The organism is Bradyrhizobium sp. AZCC 1693 (genome assembly GCF_036924745.1).
Taxonomy (GTDB): domain Bacteria; phylum Pseudomonadota; class Alphaproteobacteria; order Rhizobiales; family Xanthobacteraceae; genus Bradyrhizobium.
In genome coordinates, this window is the sequence record NZ_JAZHSD010000001.1 from 2,866,679 (window position 1) to 2,883,898 (window position 17,220).

15 protein-coding genes are annotated in these 17,220 nt (G+C 63.6%); 5 read left to right on the forward strand and 10 right to left on the reverse strand.

Annotation, left to right across the window (positions count from 1 at the left end; all coding sequences use genetic code 11):
- Positions 1–27 precede the first annotated feature (27 nt).
- The gene (locus tag V1293_RS13710) at positions 28–1,548 is read left to right on the forward strand and encodes a mannitol dehydrogenase family protein (RefSeq protein ID WP_334510279.1); all 1,521 of its coding nucleotides are present in this window, start codon (positions 28–30) and stop codon (positions 1,546–1,548) included.
- Positions 1,549–1,611: 63 nt separating this feature from the next.
- Here the strand turns inward: V1293_RS13710 and V1293_RS13715 are convergent, their stop codons facing one another.
- Positions 1,612–2,442: an alpha/beta hydrolase gene (locus V1293_RS13715; protein ID WP_334510282.1), complete on the reverse strand. Its 831-nt coding sequence runs from the start codon at positions 2,440–2,442 to the stop codon at positions 1,612–1,614.
- Positions 2,443–2,605: 163 nt separating this feature from the next.
- Here V1293_RS13715 and kynU point away from each other — a divergent pair, with 163 nt between their 5' ends.
- Both kynU and kynA read left to right on the forward strand, forming a co-directional pair.
- Positions 2,606–3,799 carry a kynureninase gene (kynU, locus tag V1293_RS13720; protein ID WP_334510285.1) on the forward strand — a complete coding sequence of 398 codons (1,194 nt, stop codon included), beginning with the start codon at positions 2,606–2,608 and terminating at the stop codon, positions 3,797–3,799.
- The gene (gene kynA / locus V1293_RS13725; protein WP_334510288.1) at positions 3,796–4,635 is read left to right on the forward strand and encodes a tryptophan 2,3-dioxygenase; all 840 of its coding nucleotides are present in this window, start codon (positions 3,796–3,798) and stop codon (positions 4,633–4,635) included. Before kynU ends, kynA begins: the two co-directional genes overlap by 4 nt.
- A gap of 22 nt (positions 4,636–4,657) precedes the next feature.
- Here kynA and V1293_RS13730 read toward each other — a convergent pair whose 3' ends face one another.
- The 5 genes from V1293_RS13730 to V1293_RS13750 all read right to left on the reverse strand — a co-directional run bounded on the left by V1293_RS13730 (position 4,658) and on the right by V1293_RS13750 (position 9,648).
- Complete coding sequence (locus V1293_RS13730) at positions 4,658–5,122, reverse strand: RidA family protein (RefSeq protein ID WP_334510289.1); 465 nt, start codon at positions 5,120–5,122, stop codon at positions 4,658–4,660.
- Positions 5,123–5,140: 18 nt separating this feature from the next.
- Positions 5,141–6,826, reverse strand: a complete 1,686-nt coding sequence (locus V1293_RS13735) for a benzoate-CoA ligase family protein (RefSeq protein ID WP_334510290.1) — start codon at positions 6,824–6,826, stop codon at positions 5,141–5,143.
- A gap of 180 nt (positions 6,827–7,006) precedes the next feature.
- Positions 7,007–8,497 (reverse strand): flavin-containing monooxygenase, encoded by a 1,491-nt coding sequence (locus tag V1293_RS13740; RefSeq protein WP_334510292.1) that lies wholly within the window; start codon positions 8,495–8,497, stop codon positions 7,007–7,009.
- A gap of 84 nt (positions 8,498–8,581) precedes the next feature.
- Positions 8,582–9,031 carry a cupin domain-containing protein gene (locus tag V1293_RS13745; protein ID WP_214486093.1) on the reverse strand — a complete coding sequence of 150 codons (450 nt, stop codon included), beginning with the start codon at positions 9,029–9,031 and terminating at the stop codon, positions 8,582–8,584.
- Between the two features lie 122 nt (positions 9,032–9,153).
- Positions 9,154–9,648, reverse strand: a complete 495-nt coding sequence (locus V1293_RS13750) for a MarR family winged helix-turn-helix transcriptional regulator (RefSeq protein WP_334510295.1) — start codon at positions 9,646–9,648, stop codon at positions 9,154–9,156.
- A gap of 214 nt (positions 9,649–9,862) precedes the next feature.
- Here V1293_RS13750 and V1293_RS13755 point away from each other — a divergent pair, with 214 nt between their 5' ends.
- Complete coding sequence (locus V1293_RS13755; protein WP_334510297.1) at positions 9,863–11,038, forward strand: ABC transporter substrate-binding protein; 1,176 nt, start codon at positions 9,863–9,865, stop codon at positions 11,036–11,038.
- Between the two features lie 21 nt (positions 11,039–11,059).
- The gene (locus V1293_RS13760; RefSeq protein ID WP_334510299.1) at positions 11,060–11,515 is read left to right on the forward strand and encodes a cupin domain-containing protein; all 456 of its coding nucleotides are present in this window, start codon (positions 11,060–11,062) and stop codon (positions 11,513–11,515) included.
- A gap of 46 nt (positions 11,516–11,561) precedes the next feature.
- Here the strand turns inward: V1293_RS13760 and V1293_RS13765 are convergent, their stop codons facing one another.
- The 4 genes from V1293_RS13765 to V1293_RS13780 all read right to left on the reverse strand — a co-directional run bounded on the left by V1293_RS13765 (position 11,562) and on the right by V1293_RS13780 (position 17,109).
- Complete coding sequence (locus V1293_RS13765; RefSeq protein ID WP_334510300.1) at positions 11,562–12,815, reverse strand: flavin-dependent oxidoreductase; 1,254 nt, start codon at positions 12,813–12,815, stop codon at positions 11,562–11,564.
- Positions 12,816–12,895: 80 nt separating this feature from the next.
- Positions 12,896–15,244, reverse strand: coding sequence for a bifunctional salicylyl-CoA 5-hydroxylase/oxidoreductase (locus V1293_RS13770; RefSeq protein ID WP_334510302.1), 2,349 nt, complete (start codon positions 15,242–15,244; stop codon positions 12,896–12,898).
- Positions 15,245–15,448: 204 nt separating this feature from the next.
- Positions 15,449–16,285: an enoyl-CoA hydratase family protein gene (locus V1293_RS13775; protein WP_334510304.1), complete on the reverse strand. Its 837-nt coding sequence runs from the start codon at positions 16,283–16,285 to the stop codon at positions 15,449–15,451.
- Between the two features lie 41 nt (positions 16,286–16,326).
- Positions 16,327–17,109 (reverse strand): SDR family NAD(P)-dependent oxidoreductase, encoded by a 783-nt coding sequence (locus tag V1293_RS13780; RefSeq protein ID WP_334510306.1) that lies wholly within the window; start codon positions 17,107–17,109, stop codon positions 16,327–16,329.
- Positions 17,110–17,220: the final 111 nt, after the last annotated feature.

The following is a 17,220-nucleotide window of genomic DNA, read 5'->3' on the forward strand; positions in this document are numbered from 1 at the left end:
ACCAAAGATTGATAGATCGAGCCTCCCATGTCAAGCGAAACGCCGAAAAATCACGTTTCCGGCCCGAAAGACGGCGATTTTCGCCTGTCCGACGCCAACCTCGACAGACTTCCCGGCCATGTCCGGCGTCCGGCCTATGACCGGTCGGACATCACGCCGGGCATCGTTCATCTCGGAATTGGCGCCTTCCACCGGGCGCACCAGGCGGTGGTGATCGACGACCTCCTTGCGGGTGGCGCGACGGAATGGGGAATCGTCGGGGCCAGCTTGCGCAGTTCGGAAACCCGCGATGCCCTCGCCCCGCAGGACTGCCTCTACACCCTCGCCGTTCGTTCCGGCGCGGGCACCGACCACCGGATCATCGGCTCGGTTCTGGCATGCGAAGTCGCCAAGGAGAAACCTGCCCCGCTGATCGCGCGCCTCACCCACCCCGCTACGCGCATCGTCTCGCTGACGGTCACCGAGAAGGGCTACTGTCACACGCCGCAAACAGGCGACCTGGACGAATATCATCCCGACATCGTTCATGACCTGCAGAATCCGGGCACGCCGCGCTCGGCCATCGGATTCCTGGTGGCTGCGCTGGCGCGCCGGCGGATTGCGGGTGCCGCCCCCTTCACCGTTCTGTCGTGCGACAATCTCTCCGCCAATGGCCATACCGTCGGGCGGATCGTGACGCAGTTCGCTAGCCTTCGATCGCGCAATCTCGCCAAATGGATTGAGGCCGAGGTGGCCTTCCCTTCGACCATGGTGGACCGGATCGTGCCGGAGACCACCGACCTCGACCGGTCCGAGGTTTCCTCCGCGCTCGGCATGACCGACGCGTGGCCGGTGGTGACGGAGCCATTCATGCAATGGATCGTTGAAGATCGCTTTCCGGCAGGACGGCCGGATTTCGCCGCCGCAGGCGTGCAAATGGTCTCCGATGTGACGCCGTTCGAGCATATGAAATTGCGGCTGCTCAACGCCAGTCACTCGGCGCTGGCCTATCTCGGCTATCTCGCCGGCCATGAAACCATCGCGTCCACCATGACCGACCATCGCTTTGCAGCGCTCGCCCGACAGGTGATGCTCGACGCGGCGCCGACGCTGGCGATGCCTGAAGGCACCGATATTACGGCCTACGGCGCGTCGCTGCTGCAGCGCTTTTCCAACACCGCCCTGCATCACCGCACCTGGCAGATCGCGATGGACGGTTCGCAGAAACTGCCGCAGCGGCTGCTCGCCCCCATGCAGGACCGGTTGCGGCTGGGCCTTTCGATCGACACGCATGCGCTCGCGGTAGCCGGCTGGATGCGCTACGTCACCGCAAAGGACGAACAGGGACGCGCCATCGAGGTGCGCGATCCGCTTGCCAGGGAATTGGCTGACATCGCTGATCGCGCCGGCCCAGTCGCGGAGCGCCTTGCTCCCGCGCTGTTGGAGGTGCACTCCATTTTCGGCACCTTCGGCAGCGATCCCCGCATGCGCAGCGCCGTCACTGAGGCGCTCTCGAAACTCTATGCCCTGGGTGCACGACAGACAGTGCAGACGTTTCAGCCGACATGATTGGTGGGTCACCCGGTGGCAAGGCCACACCGCGACCGCCGTTCATTTCGGAAATTCAGCGGGCTATCGTGACAACAACGTCCTGGTGAGTGGGTGATCGGGATCGGCGAGCCCGTCGATGACATCGAAATGATGCCGGCCGGGTTCTTCGATCGTGCAGGTTTTCGCGCCGAGCCCGGTCCAGATGTTGGCGAGGAGCGCATTCTGGCGGACGAATTCCGGGCGCTCCGCGCTGCCCACCCAGCACGTCACGCGCACATCCTGCATCGGCTCCAGCAACGCCGGGCTTTCCACGAGCGCCTCGGCCTCGTCGATCCGGAGGTCCGCGTTCATGGCGGCCTTCATCAGCGGACGAAGGTCATGAACGCCGGAAATGGAGACCGTGTGGCTGATGCGCGCCCGGACGTCGCCCGGGAGCGGCGACGTCGCCGAAATCATGCGTGTCACCAGATGCCCGCCGGCGGAATGGCCGGCCAGAAAAAGCGGGCCTTCGACCATCGCGGCGGCGCGCGCGACGGCCGCGGCAATTTCGCGCGTGATCTCGGAGATGCGTACGTCCGGGCACAGCGTGTAGGAGGGCATCGCCACCGCATAGCCGCCTTCAACCGATCCGCGCGCGAGATGCGACCAAAAGCTCTTGTCGAGCGCCTTCCAGAATCCACCATGGACGAAGACGACCAGGCCCTTTGGCCGGCCTTCCGGTCTAAAGAGATCGAAGCAGTTTCGTGCGCGCTCGCCATATGGGATATCGAGCGTCGCGCGGCCGCTGCCCTGGAGTGCATCGCGATAGGCCTGCGCGGGCTGCACCCACGCGGCCGGCCAGCGTTCGCCGCCCGGAATGTTCGGAGCATTCGCATAGGCGTCGCTCCAGTCGGAAATCTGATGAAAAATCACGCAGTTCGCTTTCCATTTCGATTCTGTGGGCCGAACGGATGTCCGATCGATGCCCGCAGGAACCAGTCTATACCGGGAAGCGCACCTTGCGCCCATAAATTTTAAGCTTGAAATAATTGATGTCAGCGCGAATAATTCCAGAGGGCGCGCATCAGGGAAAGACATGACCGATTTCACGCGAACGAAATCCCGGTTCGCCATCCCGAATGGCGTGATCTATCTGGACGGCAATTCGCTCGGTCCCCTGCCCGTAGCGGCCGCCGATCGCGTCGGCCGCATGATATCGGAGGAATGGGGCAGGCACCTCATCAAGGGCTGGAACGTCGCCGGGTGGATGACGCAGCCGCGCCGTATCGGTGACCGCATCGGCCGATTGATCGGCGCTGCCGAAGGGACGGTGGTGGTGGGCGATACGCTGTCCATCAAGGTCCACCAGGCGCTGGCCTCGGCGCTTGAGCTCAATCCGTCGCGACGCGTGATCTTGTCGGACACCGGCAACTTTCCTTCCGATCTCTACATCGCCAGCGGTCTGCTTGAATCGCTCGACCGGGGCTACGAATTGAAGGTCGTGGCCCCCGAAGCCGTCGAAGCCGCCATCGACGAGACGATCGCGGTGCTGATGCTGACCGAGGTCGACTATCGCACCGGCCGGCTGCACGACATGAGCGCGCTGACGCGCAGGGCACATGCCGCCGGCGCGTTGACGGTCTGGGATCTGGCGCATTCCGCGGGCGCGATTCCGGTCGAGTTGGAAGCTGCCGAAGCCGATTTCGCAGTCGGCTGCACCTACAAATATCTCAATGCCGGTCCTGGCGCGCCCGCCTTCATCTATGTAGCGCCGAAGCACGCCGATACGGCGCGGCCGGCGCTTTCCGGCTGGATGGGTCATCACGCGCCCTTTGCCTTTGACCTCGACTATCGGGCCGGGCCGGGCATTGAGCGAATGCGGGTCGGTACGCCCCCGATCATTGCGATGGCCGCGCTCGACGCCGCCCTCGACGTCTGGGACGGCGTCAGCATGACCGACGTGCGCCATGCATCGATCGCGCTCGCCGACCTGTTCATCCGCGAAGTCGAAGGACGTTGTCCCGAGCTGACACTGGCTTCGCCGCGGGACGGAAAGCAGCGCGGCAGCCAGGTTTCGTTTCGTCACCCGGATGGCTACGCGATCATGCAGGCGCTGATCGCACGCGACGTGATCGGCGACTTCCGCGCGCCGGACATGATGCGCTTCGGCTTTACGCCGCTCTACATCGAAGAAGCCGAGGTTCGCGCGGCGGTCGAAATCATCGCCGACGTCTTGACCAATCGCCGCTGGGATACCGCGGAATACCGCAAAAAGGCGCTCGTAACATGACTGGCAATCGCGACGAATCCTCGCGTGAAGGAGCCCAGATGTCGTTCGAGGGGCGCATGTCCTACAGCGATTATCTGCATCTGGAACGCGTTCTGGACGCACAAGAGCCGCTCTCGGACGCGCATGACGAACTGCTGTTCATCATCCAGCACCAGACTTCCGAACTCTGGATGAAGCTGGCCATCCACGAAATCCGTTCCGCCATCAAGGCGATCCGCCACGACCAGTTGCAGCCCGCCTTCAAGATGCTGTCGCGCATCGCCCGCATCTTCGAGCAGCTCAATACCGCCTGGGACGTGTTGCGGACGATGACACCCAGCGAATACACCGAGTTTCGCGATCAGCTCGGGCAGTCCTCGGGTTTCCAGTCGTACCAGTACCGCGCGATCGAGTTCCTGGCCGGCAATCGCAATTCGGCGCTGCTTGCCCCGCACGCCCACCGCGCCGACATCATGGCAAAGCTCGAGGAAATTCTCGCTGAGCCGGGCCTCTATGACGAGGCGCTGCTGCTATTGGCGCGCAATGGTTTTGACATCGGCGAAGACGCACGCCGAACCGACTGGCGCGTCACGCGCACGCCAAACGACGAGGTTTTGGCGGCCTGGAAGACCGTCTATGCGTCGCCGGCGAAACACTGGATGCTCTACGAGCTTGCGGAAAAGCTGGTCGATTTCGAAGACTATTTCCGCCGCTGGCGCTTCAACCACGTCACGACGGTCGAGCGCATCATCGGCCTGAAGCGCGGAACCGGCGGCACGTCGGGCGTCTCCTACTTGCGCAAGATGCTCGAGGTCGAACTTTTTCCGGAACTCTGGAAGCTAAGAACAGAGCTTTAAGACGACACCCGACAAGCGGGTTTCAGCGCGGCACCACTGCGGTCGCTTCGATCTCGACGCGGGCGGCTTTCTCGACCAGACGCACGACCTGTACCAGCGCCATTGCCGGATAATGCGCGCCAAGAATCTCGCGGTAGACGCCGCCGAGTTGTTTCAGGCTCGCGAGATATTCCTCGATGTCGACGACATACCAAGTGAGGCGCACCAAATGCGCAGGGCTGGCGCCGCCCTCGGCAAGGATATCGGCAATGTTGCTCAGCGTCTGACGCACCTGCGCGACGAAGTCGGGCGCGAGGCGCCCTTCCGTATCCCAGCCGATCACGCCGCCGGTCACGACAAGCCGGCCATCGGCGGCCATGCCATTGGCATATCCTTTCGGCATCGGCCAGCCGCTCGGCTGCAGCACTTGCGGGCCGGACGACGAGGTATCGGTCTTGTGATGAGGCACCACACTCAGTGTGGGGCCTTTGGGCGCGATCACCGGCATTCTCCATCAGGTTAGGCGTTATTCCGCGGCGATACTTGGCGACGCCGGACCGCCCGTGGCCATCTGCCTCAGCGCAAAGCGCCTCAGCTTGCCGGTCTCGGTCTTCGGCAGTTGCGCGACGTATTCGATCGCGCGCGGATATTTATAGGGTGCAATCGTCTGCTTGACGTGATCCTGCAACGCCTGTGTCAGCGCGGCATCGGCGGCAGCGCCGCCCGCCAGAACCACGTAAGCCTTGACGATCATGCCGCGCGCCTCGTCGGGCGCGCCGACCACGCCGCATTCGGCCACCGCTGGATGCGACAGCAGCGCGGCCTCGACCTCGGGACCTGCGATGTTATAGCCGGAAGAGACGATCATGTCGTCGGAACGGGCGACAAAAGACAGCCGCCCATTCGCGTCGCGGACGAAGGAATCGCCTGTCAGATTCCAGCCGTCGCGCACATAGTTCGATTGCCTCTTGTCGGCGAGATAGCGGCATCCCGTCGGCCCGCGCACGGCAAGCTTGCCAACGGTACCCGCCGGCAATTCGTTCATGTTGTCGTCGACCACCTTCGCCTCATAGCCGGAAACCGGTTGCCCTGTCGTCCCGGCGACGGCGTCACCGACGCGATTGGTGATGAAGATGTGCAGCAGTTCCGTCGAGCCGATGCCGTCGAGAATGGTCTTGCCGGTCTTGCGGGTCCAGTTTTCGAACACCGACGCCGGCAATGTCTCGCCGGCGGAGACCGCGATCCGCAGCGACGACAGATCGGCGCCGTTGTCCATCGCGGCCATCATCGCGCGATACGCCGTCGGCGAGGTGAAGCAGATCGTCGCCTTATAGGTCTCGATGATCTTGACCATTTCGGGCGGCGCCGCGTTTTCCAATAACGTTGCTGTCGCCCCGAACCGCAAGGGGAAGATTGCGAGCCCGCCGAGCCCGAAGGTAAAGGCCAGCGGCGGCGAGCCGACGAAAACATCATCCTCGGTGACGTTGAGCACTTCTTTGGCATAGCCGTCCGCCACGATCATGAGATCGCGATGGAAATGCATCGTCGCCTTGGGCTCACCGGTAGTGCCCGAAGTAAATCCCAGCAAGGCGACGTCATCACGTCCGGTCTTTACTGCATCGAACCGCACCGGCTTGTTCAGCGCCACCCGGTCGAGCTCGGCATCATGGTTGGACGTGCCGTCGAAATTCACCACCTGCTTGAGAAAGCGGCTGGTCTTCGCGCATGCGACCAACTCATCGGCAATGCGGCTGTCGGTCAGCGCCAGCGCGATCTCGGCCTTGTCGATAATCTTGCCCAGTTCGCCGGCGCGCAGCATCGGCATGGTGTTGACGACGACAGCGCCCGCCTTGGTGGCCGCAAGCCAGGCCGCAACCAGCGCCGGGTTGTTGCCGGAACGGATCAGGACGCGGTTGCCGGGCTTGACGCCGTAGTTCTCCACCAGCGCATGCGCGAGGCGGTTGGACCAGTCAGCCAGTTCCTTGTAGGTGCGCTGGCGGCCGTTGCCGATCAGCGCGATCCGGTCGCCCCAGCCTTTTTCGACGATGCGGTCGGTCAGTTCGACCGCCGCATTCAGATATTCCGGATATTGAAACTCGGGCCGGTCGAGCAGCATGTCCGGCCATTGTTCTGATGGCGGCAGGTTTCGCCGCGCGAAATCGTCGACATGGCCCGACGGGCCAAGAGGTTGGCTGGGAGTTCTACCTGACATTTTCATCTCCCCTCGCTTCCATCAATGAAAGGCTCGAGATCAATATCGAGGACGCCCGGCAACGCCGTCTCGCAAATCATTTTAGGCTTAAAACAATTTTTCGCAAGTGGGAATCAAGGGTGGAATCGCGCCTCCCCGCCGCCGAGACCAGCCTGACGGCGGCGGCGTCATGGGAACCCGTCAGGCGGCGCGGTAGGCCGTTGCCGAGGCCAGGAAGCGGCCATAGGCCGCGGCATCAGGCGGGGTAAATTTCTCCACCAGGGGATTGGCCCGGCGTCCGGACACGCCGATATCGGCCAGCAATTCGTCAAAATGCTTGAAGTGATAAGGCGCCACGCACAACCCGCCATAGACGCCGGCCGCCGGCCGCTCGACGCGCTTGAAATGCAGCATCATCTCGATGTTGTCCCGCATCTCCTCAAGTGTCGGCTGACGGGCGAGTTGGCCATCGGCGTAGCGCACCAGCCAGTTCGCCGCGAGGTCAGCGCACAGCACCGTGCAGAAGCTGGAATTGAAACCGACGAATCCCATCTCGGGCAGGTCCGGATTGGCGATCAGCCGATACAGCCGGTATTGCCCGTCGGGATCGACAAGCTTGTCGCGGTACGCCTGCGGCAGGAACGGCACGCCCAGTTTGTAGCCGATCGCGAGTATCGCGACATCGGCCTCGACGCGCTGCCCGCCGGTCATCACGATCGAGTTGCCGTCGTAGTGATCAAAGCTGCCTCTGATAGCCTTGATGCGGCCGTCGGCGACCATCGGAAAGAATTCTGGCGTGGCGATCGGCACCGAGCAGTTGACGCCGTCTTCGATCCTTTCCTTCGGCACCATGTCGCATTTGCGGAGCTTGAGCTGAACTTTCAGCAGGCTCTCCAGTCCGCGCCAGTTGGCCCAGACGAACGGCTTTGCGACCGCATGCGCGAACCGCGACATCGCGCCGATGCCCCAGCTTCGGAACATCTCCTCCTGCGCGCGGATGTAGAGAATGCGTTTGAAATTGACCAGGCCGCCGATGAAATAGGGAATCCGCCACACCGGCTCGCGATACACCAGCGTCACCTCGGCGGCACCGGAATTGACCGCGTTGACCGCGATATCCGTTGCCGATTTCGAGCCGCCGAGCACAACGATCTTGCGGCCCTTGGCGAGAACAGGATCGTTGTATTGCGAGGAGTGCATGATCCGCCCGCCCTGCGCCTTGAAGGCATCTTCGCCGGGAAGGCTGAGCGTCTGCGGCTCGTTGAACTGTCCCGTGCAAACCGCGACAAAATCGAAATCCTCGTGACGGACGCTGCCATCAGGCCCCCGCAGCTCGAGCCGCCAGCCGGGCGCGGAATCGGGCCGGCGATCCATCTGCACCACGGCCGTATTGAAGCTGACAGCGCCAAGGAGATCGTTGTCCTTGGCGTACTCGGTCAGATAGGCGTGGACCTGCGGACCCTTCGGCCATTCCGGATAGGAATCCGGCATCGCCTTGTCGGTGTAACGGTAGAGATCCTTCGGGCTTTGGGTCTGCACCTCGGGATAGGACCGCGACGGCTCCCAGACGCCACCGAGATCGCCGCTGCGCTCGACGACCGTGACCTGATGTCCGCGCGCGACGAAGGCTTTTGCAGCAGCCAGACCGGATACGCCGGCGCCGATGATGCAAACCTGTTTTTGCCTGACCATGACAATTCTCCAGCAGGGATCAGCCCCAGAGCTGAGGGCTCAACGCGTTGCGATTTCCGGCGCAATTGCCCGGCGGTTGCGGAGCTATTCGTTGGCCTCGGGCGGCAGGAAGTTCACCTCGTGCTGCGCCGAGATCCGGACCACCTCTTCGGGATCCGTCAGATTGTGTAGCTGATTGAACAGCGCTTCGAGCTTCTGCATCGGCGACACCCAAAACAGCGCGCGCGCCGGCTTGTCGGATTTGTTGAAATAGCCATGCGGAATGCCGCGCGGCATCCGAACGAGGTCGCCGGCCTTGGCCTGCACCCAGACGCCATCGAGCTTGAGGTCGAGGGTGCCCTCCTGCACCAGGATGAATTCATCCTGCGTCGGGTGAACGTGCACCGGCACGAACTGGCCGGGCTCGCTGTTGGTCTCGAAGGCAAAGGTTGAATCGGTCACGGCCTTGGGGAAATAGACCTGACCCAGGATATTCCAGGTCTTGCCGCCGTAGCCGGTGCCGCTGGCGGTGATGCCTTTTTCGAGTGCTGCCATGTCGCCATCTCCTGTGTCGCGGTTGTTGTGGTTGCGAAGGTCAGAATGGTTCGCGCAGGCTCTGCCGCGGCGGGTCGGCCGTCTAGCCGGAAAACCACGCGAACCAGCGTCCCGCACTCGCCTCAGCCCGCCCGCGCCTTCGCGGACTTCTGCGCCGAAGCCTTGGTCTTGGCCAAAAGGCGCATCAGCTCGCGGACGTCCTTCGGCGTCAGGTCGCCGAAGACGTCGGCAATCCACAATTCGTGCTCCGCCGCCATCTTGCGGAATTCGGCCCGCCCCGCCTTGGTCAGGCGGATCACCTGTACGCGGCGGTCGGCGTCCGAGGTGCGGCGGTCGAGATGCCCGGATTCGACGAGGCGCTCGACCAGCCCGGTGACATTGCCGTTCGAGACCATCATCCGCTTGGAGACATCGGACAGCGTCATGCCCTCCGGCACCTTGTCGAGCTGGGCCATCAGGTCGAACCGTGGCAGCGTGACGTCGAAGCGCTCGCGCAAGCGGCTGCGCACCTCGCCCTCGACCAGGGTCGTGCAGGTCAGCAGGCGAAGCCACAGCCTGAGTTCGTCGCCATGATGCTCCGGGAGTTCGACGGCCTTGGTCTCTGAATCGAGGATCATGATGCAAATCTGGTCCGGCTTGGGCGTTCGGCGATCCGAACAGAGCGCTGCTTCTCGGATCATTGCTCAGATTTCTTTAAGTTTCAAGCAATTGGCGCACGGCTTGCATAGACGCGTTCTGCTTGCAGGTGCCGTCACCGTCAGAATAAGCTGCGGTCCGAGCGCCTGGTGTGGTGTGGGTTTTCGGTTGCAGAGGCCGAACGGAGAAATAATCATGAAGCAGTCGTTGAAGCTGACCGGACTTGCCGTTTTGCTGGGTGTTGCCGCAGCTCCCGCCGCAGCGCAGGAGAAAATCAAGATCGGCGTGATCACGACCTTGTCCGGCCCGGCGGCCGTGCTCGGCCAGCAATCCCGCGACGGCCTGCAGCTCGGAATCAAGGACCTCGGCGGCAAGATGGCCGGCAAGGACGTCGAGGTCGTCGTCGTCGACGACGAACTCAAGCCCGACGGCGCCGTGACCAAGGCCAAGGGCCTGCTCGAACGCGAGAAGGTCGACTTCGTGGTCGGGCCGATCTTCTCCAACATCCTGCAAGCCATTCACCGGCCGGTGACCGAGAACAAGACGTTCCTGATCAGCCCGAACGCCGGTCCATCGAGCTATGCCGGCAAGGAATGCAGCCCGTTCTTCTACGTGACCTCCTACCAGAACGACCAGGTGCACGAGATCCTCGGCAAGGTCGCGCAGGACCGCGGCTACAAGCGCGTGTATGTGCTGGTGCCGAACTATCAGGCCGGCAAGGATTCGGCGGCCGGATTCAAGCTCGATTACAAGGGCGAGGTCGCTGAGGAAAGCTACACGCCGCTCGGCACGCTGGATTTCCAGGTCGAGCTGACCAAGATCGCCTCTTCCAAGGTCGATGCGCTGTTCACCTTCATGCCGGGCGGCATGGGCGTCGGCCTCGTCAAGCAGTACCGGCAGGCCGGCCTCGCCGACAAGATCCCGGTGCTGTCGGCATTTACGGTCGATGAATCCACCCTGCCCGCGCAGCAGGACGCCGCCGTCGGCATGTTCGGCGGCGCCAACTGGGCGCCGGACATGGACAATCCGCAGAGCAAAAAATTCGTCGCCGCTTACGAAGCTGCCTACAACAGCGTGCCCGGCACCTACGCCATGCAGGGCTATGATACGGCCATGCTGATCGAGAGCGCGGTGAAGGCGGTCAAGGGCGACCTCAAGAACAAGGAGGCGGTATCGGCCGCGCTGAAAAAGGCCGAGTTCGCCTCGCTGCGCGGCGATTTCAAGTTCAACGTCAACGGCTATCCGATCCAGAATTTCTATCTGACCAAGGTCGCCAAGCGTCCGGATGGAAAATTCCAGACCGAGATCGTCGAGAAGGTGTTTTCGAACTACGGCGACCGCTACGCCAAGGATTGCGCGGCGGGCAAATAATCAATCGAGGGGAGCGACACCATGAGGACCGAAATCGCAGGCATCACGCGCGCCAATGAAGGCATCCAGGGAATTTCCTGGAGCATCCTCGGCCAGACCTATGTGCCGAAAAACGTCACCGAGCATTCCTTCTCGTGGCATGCGACGTTCCCGCCCGAGACCTTCGTACCGCCCCACATCCATCCCGACCAGGACGAATATCTCTACATCCTGGAGGGCCAGCTCGACTTCTTCCTCGACGGCGCGGACACGCAGGCCACACCGGGCGATCTGGTGCGGCTGCCGATGGGCAAGCCGCACGGCATTTTCAACAAGTCCGGCCGCACCGCCAAGACGCTGTTCTGGGTGTCGCCGACACGGCGGCTCTACGATCTGTTCTGGGCGATCCACAACATGAAGGAGCAGACGCCGGACGCCGTGGTGGCGCTCGCGGCCGAACACAACATCCACTTCCTGCCGCCGCCTCCGGGGGCGTGAGGCCGAAATGTTTCGTCATGGCCGGGCTTGACGGCGATTGCTGGTCCTACGCCCGCACCGCCGCCAGTCCCAGCGGGGGCGGCGCAAACCCGGCCTTGGAGGCGTAGCCGCGCACGATCGCCTCGCGCTGGGCGTGGCTCAGCACCTTCTCGATGTCGGTAAAGCCATCCGGCGCCAGCTGCTCGACCGCGTCGATCACGCCCTCGGGCCCGCCGCGGCGGTTGGAGCGCACGATCTCCGCCGTCATCGGCAGGCGCTTCTGCTCATAGGCCGCCAGCGCCTGACGCGGATGCTCAGCTCGCGCCAGTTCATCGGCCAGCGCGCGGGCGTCGAGGATCGCCTGCGACGCGCCGTTGGAGCCGACCGGATACATCGGATGCGCGGCGTCGCCGAGCAGCGTCACCCGTCCCCAGGTCCAGTACGGCAGCGGATCGCGGTCGCAGCACGGATATTCGTAGAATTCGGGCGTCGCCGAGATCAGGCTGCGCACATCGACATGCGGCACCTTGAATCGTTCGACATGCGGCATCAGTTCCTCGCGCTTGCCGGGCCGCGACCAGTCCTCGCGGCGGGGCGGCGGTGAATTGCCGTCGCTGACTTTCACCATGACCGCCCAGTTGGTCAGCCGGCTCGCCGGGCTCGATCCTTCCGCGATCGGATAGACCACGACCTTGCCGTGATTCCCGCCGGCCACGATCATCGAGCGGCCGGTGAGGAACGCCGGCCATTCGCGCGCGCCGCGCCACAGCATGATGCCGTTCCAGCACGGCGGCCCCTCGTCCGGAAACAGCATTTCGCGTACCCGCGAGTGAATGCCGTCGGCGCCGACAAGGATATCGCCGCGCGCGGTTTTGACATGGGCGCCGGTGCGGTCGAAAAAGTGCGCGACTACGCCGCCCTCGTGCTGCGCGAACGCACCGAGACGGCAGCCGGTGTGGATTGCCTCCTGGCCGAGCCGCTCCTCAACCGCGCGATGAATGACGCTCTGCAGGCGGCCGCGATGAACCGAGAATTGCGGCACGTCGTGACCGGCATCGAGACCGCGAGGCTCGCGCCAGACTTCCTGGCCGTGGCGGTTCAGATAATACAATTGGTCGGTGCGAACAGCGGCGGCATCCAGCCGGTCCAGCAGCCCGAGGCCGGTCAATTCTCTGATGGCATGCGGCAGCGTGTTGATGCCGACGCCGAGCTCGCGGATGCTTTCGGACTGCTCGAATAGTTCGCAGTCGATGCCGCGCGCCCGCAACATCAGCGCAGTGGTAAGCCCTCCGATGCCGCCTCCGACGATGATTGCTTTCATCCGCGTTACTCCAACTCTCCTCCTCACCTCACACCCCGCTTGCGGAGAGAGGAAGGGATCGAGAGAGCCTGCCATCCAGCCTATTCGGCTGCAAGCGGCTTTGTCGCCTCGGCTTTCAGCTCGGCCCGGGTTTTCGGCTTACCCTTAATTTTGAGGTCCTCGAAATCCTGCCGGTCGCGCACGCTGTTGCGGAAGATCTGTTCCTTGCCGGGCAGATATTGCGGCGGACAGGCGATATCGGCGCCATACCAGGCCGCCGCCCGCATCGTAAACGACGGATCGACCAGATGCGGCCGGGCGAGCGCGACGAGGTCGGCTCGGCCGGCGGCGAGGATGGTGTTGACCTGATCTGCTGTCGTGATGTTGCCGACGCACATGGTTGCGACCCGGGCTTCGTTGCGGACCTGATCGGAGAATGGTGTCTGGAACATCCGGCCGTAGATCGGCTGCGCGTCGCGCACGGTCTGTCCCGTGGAGACATCGACCAGATCGACGCCGGCTTCGCCGAACGCACGTGCGACTGCCACCGCGTCATTGCCGGTGATGCCGCCTTCGGCCCAGTCGGTGGCGGAGATGCGCACCGACATCGGCTTGTGCGCCGGCCATGCCGCGCGCATCGCCTCGAACACCTCCAGCGGATAGCGCAGCCGGTTGGCGAGCGTGCCGCCGTATTCATCGGTACGCGTGTTAGTCAGCGGCGAAATGAAACTCGCCAGCAGATAGCCGTGGGCGCAATGCAGTTCCAGCATGTCGAAGCCGCAGGCCACGCCGCGCAAGGCCGCGGCGACGAATTCCTGCTTGACGCGATCCATCGCGGCGCGATCCATCTCGCGCGGCACCTGGCTGTCGGGGAAGTACGGCAATGGCGACGCCGAGATCGTATCCCAGCCGCCCTGCTCCAGCGGCCGGTCCATGCCCTCCCACATCAATTTGGTGGCGCCCTTGCGGCCGGCATGTCCAAGCTGCAGGCAGATTTTCGCGGCTGAATTGGCATGGACGAAATCGACAATCCGCGTCCATGCCGCCTGCTGCTCGTCGTTCCACAGGCCGGTACAGCCCGGCGTAATGCGGGCGTCGCGGCCGACGCAGGTCATCTCCGTGAAGATCAGGCCCGCGCCGCCGATCGCGCGCGAGCCGTAATGTACCAGATGGAAATCGGTAGGCACCCCCTCCTTCGCCGAATACATGCACATCGGCGAGACCACCGCGCGATTACTGACTTCCATCTCGCGCAGCTTCAGCGGCTGGAACATCGGCGCGACAGGCTTGTCGACATCGACGTCGAAGCCCTTGGCGCGGACCTGCTTCGCAAACGCCTTGTCGACCTCACGGACGAACTCGGGCGCGCGCAGCGTGAGATTGTCGTAGGTGATCGCCTTGGCGCGAGTCATGACGCCGAAGGCGAACTGCACGGGATCGAAATCCCAGAAGCGGTCGACATGCTCGAACCAGACCAGCGAGACGTCGGCCGCATGCTGGATCTTCTCGACCTCCTCGCGCCGCCCGTGCTCGTAGGTCTGCAACGCGGCGTCGACCGTCGGCGCCTGGGCCATCGCGTCAGCGAGTGCGATCGCATCTTCCATAGCAAGCTTGGTGCCGGACCCGATCGAGAAATGCGCGGTTGCTTTGGCATCGCCGAGCAGCACCATGTTGTCCTTGACCCAGCGCTGGCTGCGGATCATCGGGAAATTGCGCCACATCGAGCGGTTGATCAGCAGCGGATGGCCGTCGAGGAACCAGCCGAAAATCTTGGCCATTCGATCGGCGGATTGCTGTTCGCTCAGGCCTTCGAGCCCGGCGCGCTGGAAGGTTTCGGCGTCGGTCTCGAAGATCCAGGTCGAGCGGCCGGCTTCGTATTGATAGGCATGCGCGATGAACGGGCCCCACTCCGTCTCCTGGAAGATGAAGGTGAAGGCGTCGAGCGGCCGGGTCGAGCCCATCCACGCGAACTTGTTGGAGCGCAGGTCGATCTGCGGCTGGAAATGCTCGATGTGCTTGTCGCGGAAGCGGCTGTTGATGCCGTCGGCGAGCACGATCAGATCGGTATCGGCGAAGCGGGCTTCGTCGTCGATGTCGGTCTCGAACAATAGCGTCACGCCGAGTTCGCGGGCGCGCTCCTGCAGGATCAATAGCAGCGTCCGGCGTGAGCAGCCGCAAAAGCCATTGCCGCCGACGCGATGGACGGCACCGCGGAAATGCACGGCGATGTCGTCCCAATAGGCGAATTCCTGGGTGATGCGGCGATAGCTCGGCGGATCGTATTTCTCGAAATTGTCCAGCGTCGCGTCCGAGAACACCACGCCGAAGCCGAACGTGTCGTCGGCGCGGTTGCGCTCATAGACCGTGATCTCGGCCTGGGGCCGCTGTTTCTTCAAGAGGATCGCGGCGTAGAGACCGGCCGGTCCGCCGCCGATAATCGCGATCTTCATCTACCGCCTCCGAAACAGGTGTCGGGCTAGCTCGGAAATTACTTTAAGCCTAAAATAATTTTGGGGCAAGGGGCAGGATTTCGTGCCCCGGATGCGGCGCAGCGATGCGCTGCTGTTCCGGGGCGCCACCTCGGTGGGTCCCGGCCCTGCGGAGCAGCGTAAGGAACGCTGCACCGCGTCCGGGACACAGCCCATAAAGCCCCCTCAATTCCCCTCGAACACCGGGGTCCGCTTGTTCGAAAACGCCTCGAAGGCGCGGCCGAAATCTTCCGTGGTCATGCAGAGCGCTTGCGCCACCGCTTCGGCCTCGATCGCCTCCTCCACCGACATCGCCCATTCCATCGCCAGCATACGCTTGGTCATGGTGTTGGCGAAGGTGGGCCCATCCGAAATCTGCTTGGCCAGAAGCTGCGCCTGCGGCAGCACCGCGTCCGGCGTAACGATACGGCTGAAGAAGCCCCAGCGCTCGCCCTCCTCGGCGGTCATGAAGCGGCCGGTATAGAGCAGTTCGGAGGCCCGCGACTGCCCGATGATGCGCGGCAGGATCGCGCAGGCGCCCATGTCGCAGCCGGCGAGCCCTACCTTGTTGAACAGGAATGCGACCTTGGCCCCGGTGGCGGCCAGGCGCAGATCCGAGGCCATCGCAACGATCGCACCGGCCCCGGCGCAGATGCCTTCGACGGCGGCCACGATCGGCTGCGGACAGGCCCGCATCGCCTTCACGAGATCGCCGGTCATGCGGGTGAAGGCGGTCAGTCCCTTGGTGTCCATCTGAATCAAAGGACCGATGATCTCGAACACATCGCCGCCCGAGGAAAAATTACCGCCTGCGCCGGTGACGACGATGGTTTTGACCTCGTCATCCATCGCGCAGGCGCGGAAGAAGTCGGTGAGTTCGCGATAGCTTTCGAAGGTCAGCGGATTCTTTCGCTCGGGACGATTGAGCGTCACCGTGGCGACGCGATCGACGACGGCCAGCAGGAAATGTTTCGGCGAATAGTCAGCCAGCGGCAGCGTGACGGGGTTGGCGGGCTTGCTCATGATCTCTCCCTGAATTTAATCGTTATCGATGTGGCGGCCGATCAGACTTCGCCGCCCGCTACCGCAATGGCTTGACCCGTGATGGCACCGGCGCCTTCGCCGCAGAGCCACAGCACGGCGTCGGCGACCTCCGATGGCGCCACGAGGCGCCCCTGCGGATTGTGCTTTGCCAGTTCGGCGATGGCCTGCTCGCGGCTGCGGCCGGTTTTCTTGATGATGTTGTCGATCGAGCCGTCCAGCAGATCGGTTTCGGTGAAGCCGGGGCATACGGCATTGACGGTGACGCCGCTCTTCGCCGTCTCCAGCGCCAGCGAACGAACGAGGCCGATGACGGCATGTTTCGCCGCGCTGTAGGCACTAACATAGGCATAGCCCTTCAAACCGGCGGTGGACGCGACGGCGACGATCCGGCCGCGGCGGCGCTCCACCATTCCAGGCAATACCGCCTGCGTGGCGTGGACCACGCCCATGAAATTCACGTCCATCATCCGCTGGAACATCCCCGCATCGGAACGCCCGAAAGGCGCGGACTCCGCTGCGCCCGCATTGGCAACGAGAATGTCGATCGGCTGCCGCGCGGCGGCTTCCGCAACGGCGGCTTTGATCGATGCCGGATCGGCGACGTCGGCTGCCGGATCGGCGACGTCGGCTGCGGCCGCGAACTGTGCCGCGCCGGATGCGACGGCTTCATCCAGCGTAGCGCGGTTGCGGCCGAGCACCGTTACCGTCGCGCCGGCTTTCGACAGCGCCGCCGATATCGCCAGCCCAATGCCCCGCCCGCCGCCGGTGACGAGCGCATGGGAGGAACGCGACAATGGGGACATCGGTCAAGCCTCCTGGATGAAGGTTCAGCGTATATTTTAAACTTCAAGCTTTTGCAAGGAAGCGGCGGGGAACGTGGTTACGGCGGTGCGGTCGTCCATGCCTAGTGCGCA

Coding starts and splice junctions, on each gene's coding strand:
- V1293_RS13760 (WP_334510299.1), top strand. CDS start 11,060: ATGAGGACCGAAATCGCAGGCATCACGCGCGCCAATGAAGGCATCCAG.
- V1293_RS13750 (WP_334510295.1), bottom strand. CDS start 9,648: ATGATCCTCGATTCAGAGACCAAGGCCGTCGAACTCCCGGAGCATCAT.
- V1293_RS13740 (WP_334510292.1), bottom strand. CDS start 8,497: ATGGTCAGGCAAAAACAGGTTTGCATCATCGGCGCCGGCGTATCCGGT.
- V1293_RS13765 (WP_334510300.1), bottom strand. CDS start 12,815: ATGAAAGCAATCATCGTCGGAGGCGGCATCGGAGGGCTTACCACTGCG.
- V1293_RS13735 (WP_334510290.1), bottom strand. CDS start 6,826: ATGTCAGGTAGAACTCCCAGCCAACCTCTTGGCCCGTCGGGCCATGTC.
- V1293_RS13745 (WP_214486093.1), bottom strand. CDS start 9,031: ATGGCAGCACTCGAAAAAGGCATCACCGCCAGCGGCACCGGCTACGGC.
- V1293_RS13780 (WP_334510306.1), bottom strand. CDS start 17,109: ATGTCCCCATTGTCGCGTTCCTCCCATGCGCTCGTCACCGGCGGCGGG.
- V1293_RS13770 (WP_334510302.1), bottom strand. CDS start 15,244: ATGAAGATCGCGATTATCGGCGGCGGACCGGCCGGTCTCTACGCCGCG.
- kynU (WP_334510285.1), top strand. CDS start 2,606: ATGACCGATTTCACGCGAACGAAATCCCGGTTCGCCATCCCGAATGGC.
- V1293_RS13775 (WP_334510304.1), bottom strand. CDS start 16,285: ATGAGCAAGCCCGCCAACCCCGTCACGCTGCCGCTGGCTGACTATTCG.
- V1293_RS13710 (WP_334510279.1), top strand. CDS start 28: ATGTCAAGCGAAACGCCGAAAAATCACGTTTCCGGCCCGAAAGACGGC.
- V1293_RS13755 (WP_334510297.1), top strand. CDS start 9,863: ATGAAGCAGTCGTTGAAGCTGACCGGACTTGCCGTTTTGCTGGGTGTT.
- kynA (WP_334510288.1), top strand. CDS start 3,796: ATGACTGGCAATCGCGACGAATCCTCGCGTGAAGGAGCCCAGATGTCG.
- V1293_RS13730 (WP_334510289.1), bottom strand. CDS start 5,122: ATGCCGGTGATCGCGCCCAAAGGCCCCACACTGAGTGTGGTGCCTCAT.